Here is a 19,720-nt window from a genome sequence, read left to right as displayed (position 1 = left end):
CCGAGTTGCGTGTGGTGGCCGCGCGGCGACATGATGTTTCCTCCGCCCGGCATCGACCGCTGCAGAGGAAAACCTATGTCCGACACCGATGAGCACGGCCGCACCGCGCTCAATGCCGCGGTCGACGGGACCATCGTCGCCGTCCGCCGGATGTTCTATGTCCTGGGCGACGAGATCGACCGCACCGAGGGCCCGATCGAATTCACCTTCCACAACGGTTCGACCCTGCTCTTCGACGCCGGCGTCGACGGTGCGGAACTGCGCATCGGCGGCGCACCGTGGCGCGACCCGTTCGAGCCGCTGGTCGACCCGGTGAACATCGAATACGTCGCCAACTCCGGCAAGTACACCGCCTTCGACGTCACCGACGAGTCACCCTACGACGAGCTCGCGGGCCGCCGCGTCGACGCGGTCTCGGTCGTACCACTGGCCGACGGCCGCCCCCGCGCGGCGACCCTCTACCTGGGCACCGGCATGGTGAAGGCCGAGTCGATCGCCGACGAACTCATCGTGACCCTGATCTCCGCGTAGCTCACGACGCGGCTGCCAGCCATCTGCCGACCAGCTCGGTGACAATGGCCCCACCCTGGTCACTGAGGTGGATGTGGTCCACCAAGAGTTCGAGATGATGACTGTGGGCGACTTCGTCCCACGTTCGGCCGAGTAGGTAGTGTTTCGCCGCGGCGCGGAAGGCGAGCGAAAAGCCGAAATCGAATGTCGTTGTAGCACTGGCAGATCGGCGTAAGCGGTCCGCGAACTGCTCGTTGACGGGAAGATAGCCGATACCGGCCGTGGTCGCGACGTTCTCGATCGCGGCATTGAAGTCGGCGAGACGGTGATTGATCGGGGCATCGAGATCCTCCCCCAGGGGCGGCAACGAGAGCAGTGCGATCCGCGCGGACGTCCGGGATCCGATGCGACCCACAAGTGCGCCGAGATCGGCGCGATACCGATCGACAGACACGTCGGCGCGCACGTCGTTGGTGCCCACCAGCAGAACGACGGCGTCCGGACGGCAGCGCACCACATCGGTGTCGACCCGGCCGAGTAGATCGGCGGCGGTATTGCCGTTCACCCCGGCGTTGACGAACGTGTAGCCGGCGAATTCGGGCCGATCGCGCAGCGCGCCAACCCAATTCGCGCCGAGCGTGCCCTGGGTCATGCTCGCTCCCGCCGCGACCACCACGGGCCCGGAGCCGGACGGCCTTCCCCCATCACAGGCCAGGGACGGCGAGTTCTCTGCCGACCGAAGAAAGGTGAGGTAGACAACGGCGCCGACCGCACCCAGCACGCCGATCAAGACCATGACCGCGGCAACGGCGATCGGCTTCTTCGGAATCTTTCGCGACACGATCGCGTACCTCCAGGTCGAACAGGGTTAGTGATTACTAACCACAGTGTGGGCTAGTATTCACTAACTGTCCAGTGCCGGAAGGATCACGGGTGAGCACACGGGATCGGATCCTCGACGCCGCGGCCGAGATTCTGCGGACGCGCGGTGTCGCGCAGGCGACCACCAAGGAGATCGCGCACGCGAGCGGCGTCTCGGAACCCACGCTGTACAAGTACTTCGGGGACAAAGAGCGCCTGCTATTGGCCGTCCTCCAGGAACGAGTGCCCGGGCCGTCACGCGTGACCATCGCCGCAGGCGCGGGAACGGTCGAAGGCAATCTCACCGAACTCGCCGCCGCGACGCTCACGTTCTACCAGCGATCCATTCCGATGCTGGGCGCACTGTTGGCCGACCCGCAGCGCATGGCAGCGCATCGCGACGCGATGAGCCGCCATGGTGCGGGGCCCGATCGGGCGGTCGAGTCGATCGCCGGATATCTGCGGGCCGAACAGGAACTGGGCCGGATCGCCGCGACGGCCGATCCCCACACCGCTGCGGCACTGTTGAACGGCGCCTGCTTCCACGAGGCGTTCTTGCGCTACTACGCCACCGGCCCCGATGCCGAGCCCGCACCACGTCCGTATGCCGAGGCGCTTGTCCGGTCGGTGTCCATGTCACTGCGGTGACACCCGCCCTCCGCCCACGTTCGCGGCACCGACAGCGTGAGGCTCGGCTCAGCGGGGCATTGACGGTTGGCCGCGGCGCTGTCGCCGGTTCCCGTCGCCCGGTCGATCACGCAGGGCTACCTGCTCGCCACCACGACGACCGGCACGATCCTGTGCGCGGCGGCGTTCACCGGACTTGCGGCTGCCCGAGCGCGTCCGCCGCGAACGACTCCGACAGCTCGTCGATGACATCGCCGCGGATCTGCCTGCGTTCGTTGGCCAGCGCGGTCGTCGTGCAGATGCCGAACGCGCCGCGCTCGTCGTAGAGCACCGCCGCGCCCGCCGCGATCCCGTCGTCGCTGAGGTGGCTCTCCGCCTCGAGGCCCATTTCGTCACCGACGGGCATGCGCGAGAACGTGATCGACACATCGGTGTTGATGAAACCGATGCCCTCGGTGCCCCAGTTGGTGACCAGGCTGGTCTGCTCGCCGGTCATCGCCGCGTAGCAGAACGGCGACGACGGCTCCCCCGCGACGACCGGAATATTGCGCACCCACTTGCGTTTGCGGGCGTCGTTCTGATGTTCGGTCATATTCATCGACCACCCCTGCCCGTCACTGCCGAACAGGTGCATCGTCTGGTCGATGGTGGCCAGCGCACTCGGGGGCGGCAGCGGCCGATCCCGGTCCGGGCGCCACACCTCGCCCGGCGGCTGGGTCGAACGCTTCAGCAGGAGCGCGCTGCCACGGGCGACGATCTCGCCGTCGGCACGCACGACGATGCTCACCGAGCGGACCCGGTTGCCGTCGCGGACCAGTTCGCTGGCGATGGTCAGCGGCACGGCGGGCACCGGACGGTGCAGGTCGACGGTCAGTCGCGCCGGGGCGAACCCGCCGGTGCAGTACCCCGCCTCCACCTCGCGCGCCATCAACCCGCACACCGGCGGCCCGGACAGCGTGCTGGGCGCCCACAGGCTCAGCGAGTACCGCATCGGCGTGTAGACGCCGTCCGCGTGCGTGAAATAGCCAGGGGAGCTACTCATCGTGCCCCTTTCCCTCGCGGGCGCCGGGCGGGATCGCCACGGCGCACCATGCCTCACACTAGAACGTGTTGCAGTTTTGCGGCAAGTGCGGTCACTCCAGCTCACCCTCGGTTTCCAGGTAGACCTGCCGCAGTTTGTCCAGGGTCTCCTGCTCGGGGTGCTCCCACAGCTTGCGCTCGGCGGCCTCCAGGAGCCGTTCGGCGATGCCGTGCAGGGCCCACGGGTTGGACTGCTCCATGAACTTGCGGTTCACGTCGTCGAACACATAACTCTCGGAGAGCTTCTCGTACATCCAGTCGGCGACGACGTTGGTGGTGGCGTCGTAGCCGAACAGGTAGTCGACGGTGGCCGCCATTTCGAAGGCGCCCTTGTACCCGTGCCTGCGCATCGCCTCGAGCCAGCGCGGGTTCACCACGCGGGCACGGAACACGCGAGCGGTCTCCTCCGAGAGCGTGCGGGTGCGCACGGCATCGGGACGGGTCGAGTCGCCGATGTAGGCCTCGGGATTCTTGCCGGTCAGCGCGCGCACGGTCGCGACCATGCCGCCGTGGTACTGGAAGTAGTCGTCGGAGTCGGCGATGTCGTGTTCGCGGGTGTCGGTGTTCTTGGCGGCGACCGCGATGCGCTTGTAGGCGGTGCGCATGTCGTCGGCGGCAGGGGCGCCGTCGAGGTCGCGGCCGTAGGCGTAACCACCCCAGGTGGTGTAGACCTGCGCGAGGTCGTCGTCGGTGCGCCAGCTCTTGGAATCGATGAGCTGGAGCAGGCCCGCGCCGTAGGTGCCGGGCTTGGACCCGAAGATGCGCGTGGTGGCGCGCCGGGTGTCACCGTGCTCGGCGAGGTCCGATTGCGCGTGTGCGCGAACGTAATTCGACTCGGCGGGCTCGTCGAGATCGGCGACGAGGCGGACCGCGTCGTCGAGCAGTGCCAGCACGTGCGGGAAGGCGTCGCGGAAGAACCCGGAGATGCGAACCGTGATGTCGATGCGCGGGCGCCCGAGTTCTTCGAGTTCGATCACCGCGAGCGAGGTGACGCGGCGGCTCGCCTCGTCCCACACCGGCCGGACACCGAGCAGCGCGAACACTTCGGCGATGTCGTCGCCGGAGGTGCGCATGGCCGAGGTGCCCCACACCGACAAGCCGACCGACTTCGGGTACTCGCCGTGGTCGGCAAGGTAGCGGGCCAGCAGCGATTCCGCCATCGCCTGACCGGTTTCCCAGGCCAACCGCGACGGGACAGCCTTGGGGTCGACCGAGTAGAAGTTGCGACCGGTCGGCAGCACGTTGATCAGACCACGCAGCGGGGAACCGCTGGGGCCCGCCGGAACGAACCCGCCGTTGAGCGCATGCAGCACACGCGGGATCTCGATGCTGGTCTCACGCAGGCGCGGCACGACCTCGGTGGCGGCGAACCGCAAGATGGTGGCGACCTGGTCCAGCCGCTCGGCGTCGGCGACCACCACGGCGAGGTTCGTGCTCGACGCTGCGGCGCGGTGCCCGTCCAGGATCGCGGTCTCGAAGTCCGCGACCAGCTGCTCGACCGCGTCGACCGACCAGTCCGTCGCCTGCAACGCACCGAGCAGTTCGCGAGCACGGGCCTCGACCACATCCACGCGAACACGGGCCTCGTCGCCGGATTCACTGAGCCCCAGCGCCTCTCGCAGGCCCGGCACATTCTGCTCGCCGCCCCACAGCTGACGGGCGCGCAGCATGGCCAGCACCAGGTCGAGTTCCATCTCCCCCTCGGGAGCCTGGCTCAGGATGTGCAGGCCGTCGCGGATCTGGACGTCCTTGATCTCGCACAGCCAGCCGTCGACGTGCAGCAGCATGTCGTCGAAGACGTCCTCTTCGGGGCGTTCGGCGAGGCCGAGGTCGTGGTCCATCTTCGCCGCGCGCATCAGCGTCCAGATCTGCTGACGGATGGCGGGCAGTTTGGCCGGATCCAGGGCGGAGATGTTGGCGTGCTCGTCGAGCAGCTGCTCCAGACGGGAGATGTCGCCATAGGTTTCGGCGCGCGCCATCGGCGGGATCAGATGGTCGACGAGGGTGGCGTGCGCACGACGCTTGGCCTGGGTGCCCTCGCCGGGGTCGTTGACCAGGAACGGGTAGATCAGCGGCAGATCACCCAGCGCCGCGTCGGTACCGCAGGAGGCGGACATGCCGAGGGTCTTGCCGGGCAGCCACTCCAGGTTGCCGTGCTTGCCCAGGTGCACCATCGCGTCGGCGCCGAAACCGTCGGGCGCGGACAGCCAGCGGTAGGCGGCGAGATAGTGGTGACTCGGCGCCAGATCGGGATCGTGGTAGATCGCGACGGGGTTCTCCCCGAACCCGCGAGGCGGCTGCACCATCAGCACCACATTGCCGAAACGCAGTGCGGCGATGACGATCTCGCCCTGGGGATCGGCCGACCGGTCGACGTAGAGTTCGCCGGGCGGCGGCCCCCACGCCTCGACGACGGCCTCGCGCAGGTCCTCGGGCAGCGACTCGAACCAGCGGGTGTAGGTGGCGGCGCCGATGCGAATCGGGTTGCCCTCCAGTTGTTCCGCGCTCAACCACTCCGGGTCCTGACCACCCGCGGCGATCAGGGCGTGGATCAGCGCGTCGCCGTCCCGTTCCACCAGGCCGGGGATCTCGTCGATATCGCCGAGATCATAACCGGCGGAACGCAGTTCGGTGAGCAGGCGGATCGCGCTGGCCGGGGTGTCGAGACCGACGGCATTGCCGATGCGGGCGTGCTTGGTCGGATACGCCGAGAGCATGATCGCGATCCGCTTGTCCGCGGCCGGGATGTGACGCAGGCGGGCGTGCCGTACGGCGATCCCCGCCACGCGGGCACACCGTTCGGCGTCGGGAACATAGGCGGACAGACCGTCGGCGTCGAACTCCTTGAAGGAGAACGGCACCGTGATGATGCGGCCGTCGAATTCGGGCACCGCGACCTGGGTCGCGACATCGAGCGGCGACAGGCCGTCGTCGTTGGCTTCCCATTGCGCGCGCCCGCTGGTCAGGCACAGGCCCTGCAGGATCGGCACGTCCAGCGCGGCGAGCGCGGCCACATCCCAGGCTTCGTCGTCACCGCCGGCCGAGGCGGTCGCGGGCTTGCTGCCACCCGCCGCGAGGACGGTCACCACGAGGGCGTCGGCGCGACCGAGCAGAGTGAGGAGTTCGGATTCGGCGGTGCGCAGCGAGGCCGCGTAGACCGGGAGCGGGCGAGCGCCTTTGGCCTCGATCGCCTTGCACAGCGCCTCGATGTAGGCGGTGTTGCCCGCGAGATGCTGGGCGCGGTAGTAGACCACAGCGACCGTCGGGGCGTGCGGTTCGAGGATCCGCGAGGACCGGTCGAGCTCGCCCCAGGTGGGCAGCTGCGCGGGCGGTTCGAAACCGTGCCCGGTCAGCAACACCGTGTCGGACAGGAAGTTGTGCAGCTGCAGCAGGTTCTCGGCGCCGCCCGCGGCGAGGTAGTTGTGCGCGTCGGCCGCGACACCGACCGGCACCGTCGAGCATTCCATCAGCTCGGCGTCGGGTGCGATCTCGCCACCCAGCGCCACCATCGGCACGCCACTCGCCCGGATCGCGTCGAGGCCCTCTTCCCAGGCGCGCTTGCCACCGAGGATTCGCACGATCACCAGATCAGCGCCGTCGAGCAGTTCCGGCAGATCCTCCACGAGCAGCCGCGCGGGATTGCCCCAGCGGTACTCGGCGCCGCTCGCGCGGGCGCTCAGCAGGTCGGTGTCGGAGGTGGACAGCAGCAGGATCACAGGGTGAGACCTTCCTCGGGTTACGCGCCCATCGGGGTATGCGGTGCTCGCCGGGGAGGGTCTGGCTGTTCACAGTGGCGCGACCGCACCGGATTTCCACCGGTTTCCTCGACGCCCGCCGAGCAAGACGATGCTACTGGGCCAGTCCCGCCCGCAACTTTCCAGCCCGCTCCCCGCCGCTGGACAATCGATCAGCAGGCGATGGCGCGAGGACTCCGCGCCACTGCCTGATGATCTCGATCCGCGAGGCGGTGCTCAGCCGGTCGCTGTCGTCAATGGGTGGGCCGCCGGGTGGTGTCTTCGGCCGCGATGGACACGGCGAGCTCGGCGACGACATTGCGGATCAATGCGCCGTAGTCGTCGTCCGGGAGGATGCCGAGTCGTTCGCGGGCGGCGTCGAGGTGGCGGGTGGCGGCGGGGAACGCGCCGAGGCGGCGGAAGTTGTCGGCGAGATTGAGGTGCAGCGAGGGGTAGAAGCCGGCGACCCGCAGGCCCGCGTGGTGGTCGTTCAGGCGGGTGTCGGTGAGGGCGTCGGCGGCGTCGAGGGCGCGAACGTCCCAGACCAGGGCTTCGGCCGGGTCGTCGTAGACGTCGGCCAGGTAGTGAGCGAGGGTGCAGCGGTGCAGCGGGTCACCGGCGGGGCCTACCTCGGCCCAGACCTCGAGCAGCGTCGTGCGGGCACGTTCGGCGTCGCCGGTGCGGAAGTCGGTGACTCCCTGGGTGATTCGGTTCATGATCGGGTCAGCGGTGGTCATCGGGAGGTCTCCTCGGTGGGTTCGGGTCTGCACGGCATGGCCAGGGTCGACAAGTCGCCGTCGTCGGCGGAGCGGATCAGAACAGGCTGGTCGGGGGCGATGAGGTCGAGCATCACGTCGGGTCCGACAGCGGTGGCGACGGCCGGGTAGAGGGTGGTGACGGCGAAATGGATCGTCATGGCAGGGCCGGTGACTGTCGCCTGTGGGATGTGCCGCGCCGCACCCGGTTCCGCGCACGCGGCGGCCGCGGCGCTCGAACTCTCCTGCTCGACCGGACCGCCCGTCGAGGCGGAGCGTGTCGGTGAGGCGTGCGCCGTCCACGGACCGGCGGCCGTCACGGATACGGAACCGGAGTCGGTCGTGTGCAGGACCACCGTGGGCGAGTCGGCGTGTTCCATGGCGTCGAGCAGCGCCGCACGAGTGAGCACGACGCGGGTCCGAACGGGGGCGAGCGCGGCCAGCATCGCTCGGTAGTCGGGGAAGTCGTGCGTCGATCGGCGGCAGCGGCAGCGGGTGCCATCGGGCTGGGCGGCGTGGCGCGTCGTCGGCTCACCGCCTCCGCCCGTGCGGTCTCGGTCGACTGAATCCGTGGTGGCCATGCGAAATTCGATGCTGTCGCGATGGGGTCGGATCGCGACCACGTGCCGGCGACGCAACCAGGACGCGGCCGCACGGAGGTCGTCGGCGTCCACCGTCGCGTTCCAGACCGCGGCACCGGCGCGGGTGGGGCGGACGGTGCGGGTCGCCAGGCGGTAGCGATCCGTCGCGGTGAGGATCAGCTGGTGCCCGTCGGTCTCGAACAGCATCGTGTCGAGTACCGCCAGATCCGGATCGGCGACCGTGGCCGTCGCGACCTGGTCGATCGCCGCCGCCAGCACCGGTCCGCGCACCCACACGTCGTCGCGCGTTCCCGGCAGACCTCGCTCCGACTCCGGGTTTCGCACGAGCGGCGATCGAGCACTGCCTCGATCACCGGTCGGCACCGAGACTTGGTCGCGATGCCCGCTCCCACCGACTCCGGACGCCGATCCGTGGGTGGCCAGGAGGGCGCCGAGGGCGGCCGCGGCAGCGGCGCGGACCTCGCCCTGGTGCCGGTCCAGGTCGGCGAGGTGCGCGTCGAGGAGGACGAGCGCACGGGCGGGATCGGGTTCGGCGAGCAGGGCGGTCACCGCGGGCAGTGGCATGTCCATCGCGCGCAGGTGACGCAGCAGGCGGGCGGGAGCGGACTGTTCCGGGGCGTAGTAGCGGTAGCCGGTAACCCCGTCGACGACGGCGGGGGCGAGGATGCCGGCGTCCGCGTAGAAGCGCAGGGCACTGGCGCTCAGGCCGCAGGCGCGGGCGAAGGCTCCGATGGTGATCAGCTCGGTGTCGGGCACCGGTTCATGATCGGGGTTCGAGTGAGTCGAAGGTCAAGTCGTCGGTCGGCCGGTGCCCGCGGCGACCATCTCCGGGGAACCCGTGCCGAGATTGCGGTACACGTTCGCGACCACCAGCTGACCGAGAGCGTTGTTGCCCACGCCACCGATCACCGCACCGATTCCCGCCGGAATCAGGGTGCCGAACAGCAGCAGTGTGCGTTTGACCAGGTAGTTGACGATGAACCGTTTGGCCGGGGAATCGGGCATGCTCGCCAGACCGGGGATGTGGTCGGTGACGACCGAGAGCCACTGGCCCGTCTTGTGGCCCGCGGTCTCGTCGAGCACCTTGGTGCCCGCGTCGCCGAGCACGACCTTCGACACCAGGTGCGCTTGCCGCGAGTCGTCGGGTTCGAGGCCGTACGCCGCGGCGGCGCCGACGGACAGCACCGACGACGCCTCGAGGAACACGAGGGTGTCCACTCCGGTCGCGGCCAGACCCAGCACCGTGCCCACCCCGGGCACCGCGGCGGTGAGCCCCACTGTGACGCCGCTGGCGGTGACGACCACCAGGTACTGGCGCGAGAGCCGCTGCACGATCTCCACCGGCGCGTCCTGCGGGTGCCTGCGGCCCAGCCAGTCGACGTAGCGGTGCACCACCGGCGCCTGGGCCTGCGCGACCCTGTCGAGCGCGGGAACGACACGCTTGTCCACGAATTCACGCAGCATGCGGCGACTCTCCTGTCAGTACTCGGCCGGCGAAGGATCCGCCACTCACCCTAGCGACTACCCGCGAATCGCCCCGTCACGCGAGAGGGCCCCGTCACATCCGCCGGACCGCGCGGGCGGGCGACCTCGCCGCTGGGCGGAGCGGGCGGCGGCCCCGCACGGTGCGGTACGGGCCGTAGCGGGTGCGTCGTAGGCTTGAGCATCATGACCAGGAGCGCGCCCGATTCTTGCCCAGGGGTTCTGCGGTTGCATCACGCTGCCGACGGGCCGTTGGCGCGGATCCGCGTGCCGGGTGGGCGGTTGACATCGGCGCAGCTGCAGGCATTGGCCGACGCTGCGCGTGACCTGGGCAACGGGAACCTCGAGCTGACGTCGCGGGGAAATATTCAGCTGCGGCAGGTCCGGGACGCCTCCGAACTCGCGCAACGGCTGGGTGCGGCGGGTCTGCTGCCCAGCGAGACCCACGAGCGGGTGCGCAATATCGTGGCTTCACCGCTGTCCGGGCGAGTCGGCGGGTTCGCGGACGTGCACGGGCTAGCGGTCGACCTCGACGCCGGATTGCGCGGCGATCCGCAGCTGGCGCAGCTGCCGGGACGCGTGCTGTTCACCCTCGACGACGGACGCGGTGATGTGAGCACGCTGCGCGGTGACATCGGCGTTCAGGCGGTGGGCGCCGACGAGTTCGCGCTGCTGCTGGCGGGCTCCGACACCGGGCTTCGGGTCACCGCGGGCGACGCGGTCGACGTGATGCTCGACGCGGCGCGCGGCTTTCTCGATCTGCGGGGGACCAGCGAGTCGGGGCAGTGGCGGTTGCACGAGATTGCGGGCGGGGTCGAATCGGTGGTCGAGACGCTCGACCGCTCGCCCGTCGGCGAACCGCTCGAACTCGGTGCGACACACGCTGTTCCGATCGGCTGGCTCGATCAGGAGGACGGCCTCGTCACGCTCGGCGCCGGGGTGCCGCTCGGCACGTTGTCGGCCAGGACGACCGAATTCCTCGCCGCTGTCGAACGCCCCGTCTTCGTCACCCCCTGGCGCAGCCTGGTGATCACCGACCTCGACGAGGGACCCGCTGAAACCGTGGTGCGGGTACTGGCGCCGATGGGCCTGATCTTCGATGCGAATTCGCCGTGGTTGCAGGTCAGCGCGTGTGCCGGACGCCCCGGCTGCGCGAAATCGCGCACCGATGTTCGCGCCGACCTGGCCGCCGCCGTCGAATCCGACCGTGTCCTGCCCGAAGCGGCCGGACTCGACGAGCCGACCGAGCACACCGCCACCTCAACCGATCCCGAGAACGGAACCGCGACTGCGGCTTTAGAGCAGCGCAGGCCCACGATGGAACTCGTCGCGGCCGAATCCGTCACCGTCGCGGGCCGCCAGCACTGGTCGGGGTGCGATCGGCGCTGCGGTCGCCCACGCGGTCCCGTGACCGATGTCGTCGCCACCGATCACGGCTATCGCGTCGACACCGACGACGCGACCACCACGCCCTGACCTCACGGCGGCCGAGCGAAACTCGATCGACGGTCGCGGGATCGTTTCGTACCCTTGCCTTCTCACTACGAGGGGGTTCCCATGTCCACACTGCGGGTGACAGCCGAGCGGCTCGTCGTCGTACCACATCCGAATGCCGATCGGCTCGAACTGGCCCAGGTAGGGCTGTACCGGGCCGTGGTCGCCAAGGGTCAGTTCACGACGGGTGATCACGCGATCTACATTCCGGAACAGTCGGTGCTGCCCGGCGAGCTGATCGCCGAGCTGGGCCTGACCGGGAAACTCGCGGGCTCGCTGCGTAATCGGGTGAAGGCGGTGCGGCTGCGCGGCGAGGTGTCGCAGGGCATCGTGTGCACCCCGGCCGCGCTGGACGGAGTGGATCTCGCGGCGGCCGCGCTCGCGCGGACCGACTTCGCAGAGTCGCTCGGGATCGTGAAATGGGTTCCGCCGGTACCGGTCTCGATGTCAGGCCAGGTCGAGCCGGCGCCGGATCTGCTGCGGTGGGTCGACGTCGAGAACATCAAGCGGTTTCCCGGCATCTTCGCGCCGGGGGAACCGGTGGTGGCGACCGAGAAGATCCACGGCACCGCCTGCCTGCTCACCCATGTGCGTGACGGTGACCGAATTCTGGTGTCGTCCAAGGGGGTCGGTAGCCGGTCGCTGTCGCTGACCGAGGCCGACGGCAACCTGTACTGGCGCGCGATCCGCGCCCACGGGCTCGACGAGACCGCTCGCAAACTCGCCGCCGCGCTCGACGCCGACCGCATCGGCCTGTTCGGCGAGGTGTACGGCGCGGGCGTGCAGGACCTGCACTACGGCGCGTCCGCCGCGCACGACGAGTCGCTCGGCTTCGGACTGTTCGACATCGCGGTGGACACCGGCACGGCACCGGTCCGCTGGCTCGACCATCACGAGATCAGCGCCCTGCTCGACGATCTCGGCCTCACCGTCTCGCGCGTGCCGGTCCTCTACGAGGGCGCCTACGACGCGGAGTTGCTCATGGAGCTGGCCGAGGGCACCGAAACCGTCAGCGGCGCGGGAACCAACATCCGCGAGGGCTTGGTGGTGCGACCTGCCACCGAACGCCAGTCCCCGATTCTCGGTGGCCGGGCGATCGGCAAGATCGTCTCCGCCGCGTACGTGCTGCGCGATGGCGGTACCGAGTACGAGTGAACCACCGCGCTACGCGTGCACTGCCCGTCTCCGATCCGATGTCGCATCGATCACGGGAAAGTGCACGCGTAGCACGGCATTCAGCAGATCCAGGTCGCTACACGGGACGCGCTGAGCGCATTGTCTCCGAGACCACCGCCGCGGCGAGGGTGCCCATCACGCCGAGCACCAACCACACCCCGCCGATGTGCGGCGCCGCCCCACCGAGCGCGAGCGCGACCACCAGGCACGGCACCGGCCACCGCAGCAACCACCGTGCCCCGGCGCTGCGCACCCCACCGAGGCCACACACCAGGAAGAAGGCGGCGGCACCACCACCGAGCACCCAGCCGAGCCCGGCGGGCAGATGACCCGACGGGTGCGCCGCGACCAGACCCAACCCCGCGGCGACGGTCGCGATCGCACCACTGATCGCGCAGTGAACCGCCATCACCCGCTGATAGGGCATACCGACAGCGCCCGGCGACTGCCCCATCAGGCGCGGCACGAACCCGTAGCGCAAGGTCAGCGCCCACATCGCGATCAGGCACAGGAACGATCCCGCCCCGATGACGCACACCGCGACGGTCCACTCCTCCGCCGACACCGCCGCGATCACCGAGATCACCCCTTCACCCAGCACGATGATCAGATACTGGCCGAGCCGTTCCCCCAGGTGCGGCGCATCGGCGTGCAGCGCTTGCAGTTTCGGTGGCGTGATCTCGCGCGAGCGTCGACCCGGCCCGCCGCGTGGCGGCCCACCGCCACCGCGGCGCAACCGGGCCCGCACCCGCCGTTCGGCATCGACCATCAGCCGTTCCGAGTCGATGGCGAACATGATCCACAGGTCGATCGCGAGCCCCACCGCCCACAGCACGAACTTCCACGGTGCGGGCACCCACAGCGACACCAGCCAGGGCACGGTGCCCGCACCGATCTGCGCGATCGGCCAGTCCACCACGATCTGGCCACGCTGCCACGCCGACGACGACGCCACCCGCACCAGCACATAGATCGCGGCGAAGACGTTCATGTGCTCGTCGGGGGCACCGTCGACCGCGGCCATCATCACGCACAGACCGAACATGCACCCGAACACCATCGTGGTGCGCGCCTGCTCGCCCGCGACGTTGCTGTACACGGTGACACAGGCCCACACCACCCAGAAGGCCAGATACAGCACCACATACAGCCCGAATTCACCCAGCGAGGGGCCGCGGTGCAACAGGTGGGTGAGCTGGCCGATACCCGCCACGGCGACCAGGTCGAAGAACAGCTCGGTCCAGCTCGCGCGCCGTTCCTCGGTGCTGTGCTCGGGGTGTGCCATCGGCCCAGTATGTGGGCGGTGGCGGTGGGGTCCGGCTAGCCCACGGCCGTGTCGCGGCGGGTGTGCAGCTCGAGCACGCAGCACTTCACGCCGCCGCCGCCCTTACGCAGTTCGGACAGATCCAGCGCAACGGGGACGAATCCCCGCGCCCGCAGCTGCGCGATGAGACCGGTGGCGCCGGGGTCGAGGAAGACGTGTTCGCCGTCGCTGAGCCCGTTCAAGCCGAAGCAGAGCGCGTCGTTGGCGTCGGCGAGGATCGCGTCGGGGTACAGGGCGGTCAGCACCTCGCGAGCGGCCGGGCTGAACGCGGCCGGGTAGTAGGCCACGGTGGTGTCGTCGAGGACCATCAGCGCGGTGTCGAGGTGATAAAAGCGCGGGTCGACCAGCTCGAGCGACACCACCGGCACGTCGAAGTACCGTTCCACCTCCGCGTGCGCCGACAGCGAACAGCGGAACCCGACACCGGCCAGAATCCGCCGCCCGGCGAACGCGAAATCGCCCTCCCCCTCGTTGGTTTCGGCCGCGGCGGCCAGCTCACGCAGTTCCCGGGCCGCGAACCACCGATGGAAGGCGGGTCCCTCGGCGGCGCGTTCGGGGTGGGCGAACCGGGCCGAGAGCGCGTGTCCACCGATCACGATGCCGCTGTTCGCGGCGAAGACCATATCCGGCAGACCGGGTTCGCCGGGCACCGTTTCCACGGTGTGCCCGTGTGCTTCCAGGGTCGCGCGCAGGATCTCCCACTGGGCGAGCGCGCGCGCCCGGTCGACCGGAGCGGCCGGATCCATCCACGGATTGATCGCGTAGGTGACCTCGAAATGGTCGGGGCGGCACAGCACATAACGGCGCGGGGAGGCGGTCCGCGCGGGTGCTGAGACACGAAGGGGGCTGGCGGCGGTCATCAGGACTCCTGGTGGCAGCGCGGACGGTTTCACCGACCGTAATCGCCGTCTCATTGCGCCCGGAACACCGATTCGTTGTGCATTTCGATGTAAGAATGGGGAATCATTGCGTGCCGACGAAGGAGCGACGTGGACGATATCGATCGGCGCATTCTCGCGGAGCTGCTCGTCCACGCCCGCGCCTCGTTCCAGGAGATCGGTTCGGTGGTCGGGTTGTCCGCGCCCGCGGTGAAGCGGCGGGTGGACAAGATGGTCGCGAGCGGACAGATCACCAGGTTCACCGCGCAGGTCAACCCGGCCGCGCTGGGCTGGAAAACCGAGGCCTACGTCGAGGTCTACTACCGCGACAACATCTCCCCGGCCGAGCTGCGCCGCACCCTCGAACCGATTCCACAGGTCGTCGGAGTGTGGACGATCGCGGGTGAGGCCGACGCGCTCGTGCACGTGATGGCCACCGACATGGCCGAGATCGAGGTGACGGTCGAGCGGATCAGGGAGAACGCGCGCGTCGGGCGCACCCGCAGCTCGCTGGTGATGTCGCGCATTCTCGAACGCCCCCGCACCTGAGCCGCCGGACACCACGTCAGACCCAGGTTCTAGGGTTGTCGCCATGTCCGACGTGCGTGCCAGCTACCTCACCGACGGGGCCGAGATCTATCGGCGCTCGTTCGCGACGATCCGCGCCGAGGCGGATCTCGCCGGTTTTCCCGCCGATGTGGAACGGGTGGCGGTGCGGATGATCCACGGCTGCGGGCAGGTCGACCTGGCCCCCGACATCGCCTTCTCCGCCGGTGTGGTCGCCGCCGCGCGCGCCGCGCTGCACGCAGGAAAGCCGATCATCTGCGATGCCAATATGGTCGCCTCGGGGGTGACCCGCAAGCGACTGCCCGCCGACAACGCGGTGCTGTGCAACCTCACCGACCCGCGCGTGCCCGAACTCGCCGCGCGACTGGGCAATACACGCTCGGTGGCGGCGCTGGAGCTGCTGCGCGACCAGCTCGACGGCGCGGTGGTGGCCATCGGTAACGCACCGACCGCGCTGTTCCACCTGCTCGACATGCTCGACTCCGGTGCGCCGCGACCCGCGGCGATCATCGGCATCCCGGTCGGGTTCATCGGTGCCGCCGAATCCAAGCAGGCGCTGATCGACTTCGGCGGGATCGAGTATCTGACCGTCCGTGGCAGGCGCGGCGGCAGCGCGATCACCGCGTCGGCACTGAATGCGATTGCGAGCGAACAGGAGTGAGTGAGATCAGCACCGGCAAACTGTGGGGCATCGGCCTCGGTCCCGGCGACCCGGAACTGGTGACGGTGAAGGCCGCCCGGCTCATCGCCGAAGCCGATGTGGTCGCCTTTCACAGCGCCAAGCACGGCCGCAGCATCTCCCGCGCCATCGCGGAGCCGTATCTGCGCGCCGGGCAGATCGAGGAGCACCTGGTCTACCCGGTGACCGTGGAGACCACCGACCATCCCGGCGGATACCAGGGCGCGATCGACGAATTCTACGAGCAGGCGGCCGCGCGGCTGGCCACCCATCTGGCCGCGGGGCGCACCGTCGCGTTGCTCGCCGCCGGTGATCCGCTGTTCTACTCCTCCTACATGCACATGCACCGGCGGCTGGCCGATCGATTCGAGGCCGAGATCATCCCCGGCATCACCTCGGTGAGCGCGGCCTCCGCGGCGCTGGGAACTCCACTGGTGGAGGGTGAGCAAGTGCTGACGGTGCTGCCCGGCACCATGCCCGTCGAGGAGCTGACCGAGCGGCTGCGCGAGACCGACGCCGCCGCGATCATGAAGCTGGGTCGCACGTTTCCCGGAGTACGCCAGGCACTCTCGGATTCCGGCCGGTTGGCCGACGCGTACTACGTCGAACGCGCGAGCAGCACTCGTCAGCGAGTGCTCGCCGCGGCCGACGTCGATGAGGCCGACGTGCCGTACTTCTCGATCACCCTGGTCCCGGGTCCGACGCCGACCACCGTGATCCCCGCGCGCGGCGCTTCCGTCCGTCAGCCCACCGCCGCCGACGACCGCACAGGCACCGCGACTGCGGCGCCTGGCCGTCCGGACATCTCGCCGGATGAATCAGCGGAGGCGCCGGGCGAAGTCGTCGTCGTCGGTCTGGGGCCCGGCGACGCGGACTGGACGACGCCGCAGGTCACTGCCGCGTTGGCGGAGGCGACGGACCTCGTCGGGTACACCACCTACATCAATCGCGTCCCCGAGCGGGCGGGTCAGCGACGGCACGCCAGCGACAACAAGGTCGAATCCGAGCGCGCCGCGATGGCACTGGACCTGGCCAAGCGGGGCGCGCGCGTCGCGGTGGTGTCCTCGGGCGATCCCGGCGTTTTCGCGATGGCGGCCGCCGTTCTCGAGGTGTCGGCCGAACCGCAGTTCCAGGATGTCCCGGTGCGGGTGCTGCCCGGCCTGACGGCCGCCAACGCGGTGGCCAGCCGGGTCGGCGCACCGCTCGGGCACGACTACGCGATGATCTCGCTGTCGGATCGGCTCAAGCCGTGGGAGGTCGTCGCACAACGACTTTCGGCGGTCGCGGCGGCCGATATGGCCATCGCGATCTACAACCCGGCCTCGTCGCAGCGCCGCTGGCAGGTCGGCGCCATGCGCGAGGTCCTGCTCGAACACCGCCCGCCGCACACGCCGGTGGTGCTGGGCCGCGATGTCGGCGGGCCCACCGAATCCGTCCGGGTGACCACTCTCGGTGAGCTCGATCCCGACGAGGTCGACATGCGCACCCTGCTGATCATCGGATCCTCGACCACCACCATGTTCGACACGCCGGAAGGCACCCGCGTTTTTACTTCGCGTAGGTACGGGTCGGTACCGAGCCGGTAGTCCGCGCCGGACAGTCCACGAACCGCACGGTCGCTACCCCGCGTCACCCGGGCCGAACGGCCGCCGAATCAGCACCGCGGACCACTCCGGCGACCCCGCGACCGACCGAGACTTCCGCGATCCTCGGCAACCCCCGTGGCCCGCGAGGCCCGGCGACACGCCCGTGCGATGGCACACTTGTTCCGCGGGCATGCCCGCATGCACACCAGTCTGACAGCTCGTTTCCTGGTTCGATTCCCCAACGCGTCCCACGAGGACGATGAAAGGATTCACCACGATGAGAGTTCAGCACCACGCACAGAACACGCTCGGTACCCGATTACGGCGCGGTGTGACGGTCGGCCTGATAGCCGCCGCCATGGCGGTTCCGGTCACCGCGGCCGCCCAGGCGCCCGCTCCCCCGGCCCCGCCTGCGCCCTCAGCGCCGGCTCCCGAAGCGCAGACGCAAGCGGACCCCGTCGCACCCGCGGCTCCCGCGGCACCCGCAGCGCCCGGGCTGCCTGCATTGCCCGGCTTGCCCGGAGCGCCTCTCGCCGAGGGTGCCTCCAGCATCACCTTGACGGTCAACGGCTTGGACGGCGAGCCCATCGCGGTCGATATCGACACCACGGCGACCGTCAAGGACCTCAAGGCCCTCATCCAGGAGCAGACCGGCGTTCCGGCGGCCGATCAGCAGCTCATCACCGAGAGCGAGGTCAAGCTCGAGGACGCCAACACTCTGGCGTCCTACGAACTGGCCGACGGTGACATCGTGAACCTCGCGCTGGCCTGAGCCTGACGAGTCGATCACCGCGGCGGTGGTGCTCAGCGCGCGAGCACCACCGCCGCACCCCGGTCCGGCGAACGCGCCGCAACACCGGCACTATTGGTGGACTGCGCACCCAGGCGTAACATTCCACTTAGGAATGTAGTTCGAAGGGAGTTGACCGTTGACCGACACCGCGACTCGACGCCGCCCACTGAACTCCACCGCGGCCTCGCTACTCGGGTTCCTGCACGAGGGCCCGAAGTCGGGCTGGGATCTCGCCACGCAGGCCCAGCAACGCATCGGCGACTTCTGGACCATCACCCAGAGCCAGGTCTATCGCGAACTGTCCACGATGGACGCCGCGGGCCTGGTGACCAAAGGCGAACGCGGCGCCAGAGAGCGCACGCCGTACCGGATCACCGATATCGGGCGCGAGGCCTTCGCCGAGTGGATCGGGCGCGATCCCGGCGCCGAGACCATCCGCGTGCCGCTGCTGCTCACGCTGTCCTTCGGCGAGCACCTGGATCCCGCGCATCGCGATCGGATCATCGCCGCCAACAAGAACATTCATCAAGATCGCCTCGACCGCTACCTCGACGAAGACGAGACCGCCCTGGCTCCCCACCAGCGCGCGACTCTCGAATTCGGCATCGCCTACGAGCGCGCTGTCCTGCACTGGTTCGACCAGCTGCCGACCATCTTCACGCCGCCGAACCCGCGCTGACGGAGTTCGGCCCCGCCGCCCGGTTCAGCGCACCCGGTGCGATGCGGACTCACGCAACCACTCGACCGCGTCGCCGACCTCGGCCACGGTGACGGCGCCCGCGGGCAGCGGTGGCCGGTCGATCATGATCACCGGCAGCCCCGCGGTGCGGGCAGCGAAGATCTTCGCCTCGGTCTGCTCGCCGCCACTGTTCTTCGTGACCAGCACATCGATGCGATGCCGCGACATCAGCACGAGTTCCTCGTCGAACGTGAACGGCCCACGCGCCAGCAACAGTTTGGCGCGCGGCGGCAGCGGGACCTCAGGGGCATCGATGGAGCGGATGACGAAACCGTGGCCCGTGCAGCCGACGAACGCGCCGACGCCCTGGCGGCCGATGGTCAGCAGGACCTGTTCGTCGCGCGCGGTCAGTGCCGCGGCCGCCGCGGCGAGATCGGGCACGCGCGTCCACAGGTCACCGCGCCGCTGCACCCACTCGGGGCGGCGCAGATGCAGCGCCGGGATATCCAGCTCGGCCGCGGCGGTGGCGGCGTGCGCACTCACCTGCGCGGCGAAGGGATGGGTCGCGTCCACGACAGCGTCGATCGCGTTCTCGCGTAGCCAGGTTCGGAGGCCCTCGACACCACCGAACCCACCCACGCGGACCGCACCGACCGGCAGCCGCGGATTGGCGACTCGACCAGCGAGGGAGGACACGATGTCGAGTCCACGCTCACCGGACGCTCTGCGCGCCAACTCCCTGGCTTCGCCGGTGCCACCGAGGATCAAAACTCTCAGGACAGCCCTCCGAAATCATCAGCGCCGGCATCACCATCGAACTTCGAGTACTTCATGTAACTCTCCATCGTGGAAAACGAACCGGGGGGATTACCCGGAACGGCAACGACCCTACC

Annotated in this window: 18 protein-coding genes; 9 read left to right on the top strand and 9 right to left on the bottom strand. The window is 69.3% G+C overall.

Going from position 1 to position 19,720, the window contains the following annotated elements:
- Window positions 1-75 precede the first annotated feature (75 nt).
- Window positions 76-531 (top strand): hypothetical protein, encoded by a 456-nt coding sequence (locus tag ACWGCN_RS09140; protein ID WP_378627515.1) that lies wholly within the window; start codon window positions 76-78, stop codon window positions 529-531.
- Window position 532: 1 nt separating this feature from the next.
- Here the strand turns inward: ACWGCN_RS09140 and ACWGCN_RS09135 are convergent, their stop codons facing one another.
- A complete protein-coding gene (locus ACWGCN_RS09135) occupies window positions 533-1,351 on the bottom strand; it encodes an SGNH/GDSL hydrolase family protein (protein ID WP_452459509.1) in 819 nt (272 codons plus the stop codon).
- A gap of 92 nt (window positions 1,352-1,443) precedes the next feature.
- On the opposite strand from ACWGCN_RS09135, the gene ACWGCN_RS09130 reads away from it, so the two are divergent.
- The gene (locus tag ACWGCN_RS09130; protein WP_452459510.1) at window positions 1,444-2,019 is read left to right on the top strand and encodes a TetR/AcrR family transcriptional regulator; all 576 of its coding nucleotides are present in this window, start codon (window positions 1,444-1,446) and stop codon (window positions 2,017-2,019) included.
- Between the two features lie 166 nt (window positions 2,020-2,185).
- On the opposite strand, the gene ACWGCN_RS09125 is transcribed toward ACWGCN_RS09130, so the two are convergent.
- The 5 genes from ACWGCN_RS09125 to ACWGCN_RS09105 all read right to left on the bottom strand — a co-directional run bounded on the left by ACWGCN_RS09125 (window position 2,186) and on the right by ACWGCN_RS09105 (window position 9,633).
- Window positions 2,186-3,040, bottom strand: coding sequence for an acyl-CoA thioesterase domain-containing protein (locus ACWGCN_RS09125; RefSeq protein ID WP_387443362.1), 855 nt, complete (start codon window positions 3,038-3,040; stop codon window positions 2,186-2,188).
- A gap of 91 nt (window positions 3,041-3,131) precedes the next feature.
- Window positions 3,132-6,794: a cobaltochelatase subunit CobN gene (cobN, locus tag ACWGCN_RS09120; RefSeq protein WP_452459511.1), complete on the bottom strand. Its 3,663-nt coding sequence runs from the start codon at window positions 6,792-6,794 to the stop codon at window positions 3,132-3,134.
- A gap of 272 nt (window positions 6,795-7,066) precedes the next feature.
- The gene (locus ACWGCN_RS09115; protein ID WP_452459512.1) at window positions 7,067-7,549 is read right to left on the bottom strand and encodes a hypothetical protein; all 483 of its coding nucleotides are present in this window, start codon (window positions 7,547-7,549) and stop codon (window positions 7,067-7,069) included.
- On the bottom strand, window positions 7,546-8,925 hold the full coding sequence (locus ACWGCN_RS09110) for a DNA polymerase III subunit beta family protein (protein WP_452459513.1): 1,380 nt from the start codon (window positions 8,923-8,925) through the stop codon (window positions 7,546-7,548). The genes ACWGCN_RS09115 and ACWGCN_RS09110 overlap by 4 nt, the downstream gene beginning before the upstream one ends.
- 33 nt (window positions 8,926-8,958) lie before the next feature.
- On the bottom strand, window positions 8,959-9,633 hold the full coding sequence (locus ACWGCN_RS09105; protein WP_378988003.1) for a hypothetical protein: 675 nt from the start codon (window positions 9,631-9,633) through the stop codon (window positions 8,959-8,961).
- Window positions 9,634-9,837: 204 nt separating this feature from the next.
- Here ACWGCN_RS09105 and cobG point away from each other — a divergent pair, with 204 nt between their 5' ends.
- Both cobG and ACWGCN_RS09095 read left to right on the top strand, forming a co-directional pair.
- A complete protein-coding gene (cobG, locus tag ACWGCN_RS09100; protein ID WP_452459514.1) occupies window positions 9,838-11,127 on the top strand; it encodes a precorrin-3B synthase in 1,290 nt (429 codons plus the stop codon).
- An 81-nt stretch (window positions 11,128-11,208) separates the two neighbouring features.
- Complete coding sequence (locus ACWGCN_RS09095; RefSeq protein ID WP_452459515.1) at window positions 11,209-12,300, top strand: RNA ligase (ATP); 1,092 nt, start codon at window positions 11,209-11,211, stop codon at window positions 12,298-12,300.
- A gap of 97 nt (window positions 12,301-12,397) precedes the next feature.
- Here ACWGCN_RS09095 and ACWGCN_RS09090 read toward each other — a convergent pair whose 3' ends face one another.
- Window positions 12,398-13,606 carry a low temperature requirement protein A gene (locus ACWGCN_RS09090; protein ID WP_452459516.1) on the bottom strand — a complete coding sequence of 403 codons (1,209 nt, stop codon included), beginning with the start codon at window positions 13,604-13,606 and terminating at the stop codon, window positions 12,398-12,400.
- 35 nt (window positions 13,607-13,641) lie between these two features.
- Complete coding sequence (gene ddaH, locus ACWGCN_RS09085; protein WP_452459517.1) at window positions 13,642-14,505, bottom strand: dimethylargininase; 864 nt, start codon at window positions 14,503-14,505, stop codon at window positions 13,642-13,644.
- Window positions 14,506-14,634: 129 nt separating this feature from the next.
- Between ddaH and ACWGCN_RS09080 the strand changes: the two genes are divergently transcribed.
- The 5 genes from ACWGCN_RS09080 (at window position 14,635) to ACWGCN_RS09060 (ending at window position 18,827) form a co-directional block, all read left to right on the top strand.
- Window positions 14,635-15,072, top strand: a complete 438-nt coding sequence (locus tag ACWGCN_RS09080; RefSeq protein ID WP_378988015.1) for an Lrp/AsnC family transcriptional regulator — start codon at window positions 14,635-14,637, stop codon at window positions 15,070-15,072.
- 43 nt (window positions 15,073-15,115) lie between these two features.
- Window positions 15,116-15,751 (top strand): precorrin-8X methylmutase, encoded by a 636-nt coding sequence (locus ACWGCN_RS09075; RefSeq protein ID WP_378988017.1) that lies wholly within the window; start codon window positions 15,116-15,118, stop codon window positions 15,749-15,751.
- Window positions 15,752-15,756: 5 nt separating this feature from the next.
- Window positions 15,757-17,355 (top strand): precorrin-3B C(17)-methyltransferase, encoded by a 1,599-nt coding sequence (gene cobJ / locus ACWGCN_RS09070; RefSeq protein ID WP_452459519.1) that lies wholly within the window; start codon window positions 15,757-15,759, stop codon window positions 17,353-17,355.
- Window positions 17,356-17,632: 277 nt separating this feature from the next.
- The gene (locus ACWGCN_RS09065) at window positions 17,633-18,127 is read left to right on the top strand and encodes a ubiquitin-like domain-containing protein (RefSeq protein ID WP_449965436.1); all 495 of its coding nucleotides are present in this window, start codon (window positions 17,633-17,635) and stop codon (window positions 18,125-18,127) included.
- Between the two features lie 157 nt (window positions 18,128-18,284).
- Window positions 18,285-18,827, top strand: coding sequence for a PadR family transcriptional regulator (locus ACWGCN_RS09060; RefSeq protein WP_378988022.1), 543 nt, complete (start codon window positions 18,285-18,287; stop codon window positions 18,825-18,827).
- A gap of 24 nt (window positions 18,828-18,851) precedes the next feature.
- Here the strand turns inward: ACWGCN_RS09060 and ACWGCN_RS09055 are convergent, their stop codons facing one another.
- A complete protein-coding gene (locus ACWGCN_RS09055) occupies window positions 18,852-19,604 on the bottom strand; it encodes a cobalt-precorrin-6A reductase (RefSeq protein WP_378988470.1) in 753 nt (250 codons plus the stop codon).
- Window positions 19,605-19,720 lie beyond the last annotated feature (116 nt).

It is taken from the genome of Nocardia sp. NPDC055050 (genome assembly GCF_053608345.1).
Note: the sequence above shows the minus strand (reverse complement) of the source record. Positions and strands in the feature narration are given on the sequence as shown.

Excerpts from the sequence above, each read along its gene's own strand:
- ACWGCN_RS09140 (WP_378627515.1), top strand. The coding sequence starts at position 76 with ATGTCCGACACCGATGAGCACGGCCGCACCGCGCTCAATGCCGCGGTC.
- ACWGCN_RS09125 (WP_387443362.1), bottom strand. The coding sequence starts at position 3,040 with ATGAGTAGCTCCCCTGGCTATTTCACGCACGCGGACGGCGTCTACACG.
- ACWGCN_RS09115 (WP_452459512.1), bottom strand. The coding sequence starts at position 7,549 with ATGACCACCGCTGACCCGATCATGAACCGAATCACCCAGGGAGTCACC.
- ACWGCN_RS09105 (WP_378988003.1), bottom strand. The coding sequence starts at position 9,633 with ATGCTGCGTGAATTCGTGGACAAGCGTGTCGTTCCCGCGCTCGACAGG.
- cobG (WP_452459514.1), top strand. The coding sequence starts at position 9,838 with ATGACCAGGAGCGCGCCCGATTCTTGCCCAGGGGTTCTGCGGTTGCAT.
- ACWGCN_RS09095 (WP_452459515.1), top strand. The coding sequence starts at position 11,209 with ATGTCCACACTGCGGGTGACAGCCGAGCGGCTCGTCGTCGTACCACAT.
- ACWGCN_RS09090 (WP_452459516.1), bottom strand. The coding sequence starts at position 13,606 with ATGGCACACCCCGAGCACAGCACCGAGGAACGGCGCGCGAGCTGGACC.
- ddaH (WP_452459517.1), bottom strand. The coding sequence starts at position 14,505 with ATGACCGCCGCCAGCCCCCTTCGTGTCTCAGCACCCGCGCGGACCGCC.
- ACWGCN_RS09075 (WP_378988017.1), top strand. The coding sequence starts at position 15,116 with ATGTCCGACGTGCGTGCCAGCTACCTCACCGACGGGGCCGAGATCTAT.
- ACWGCN_RS09065 (WP_449965436.1), top strand. The coding sequence starts at position 17,633 with ATGAGAGTTCAGCACCACGCACAGAACACGCTCGGTACCCGATTACGG.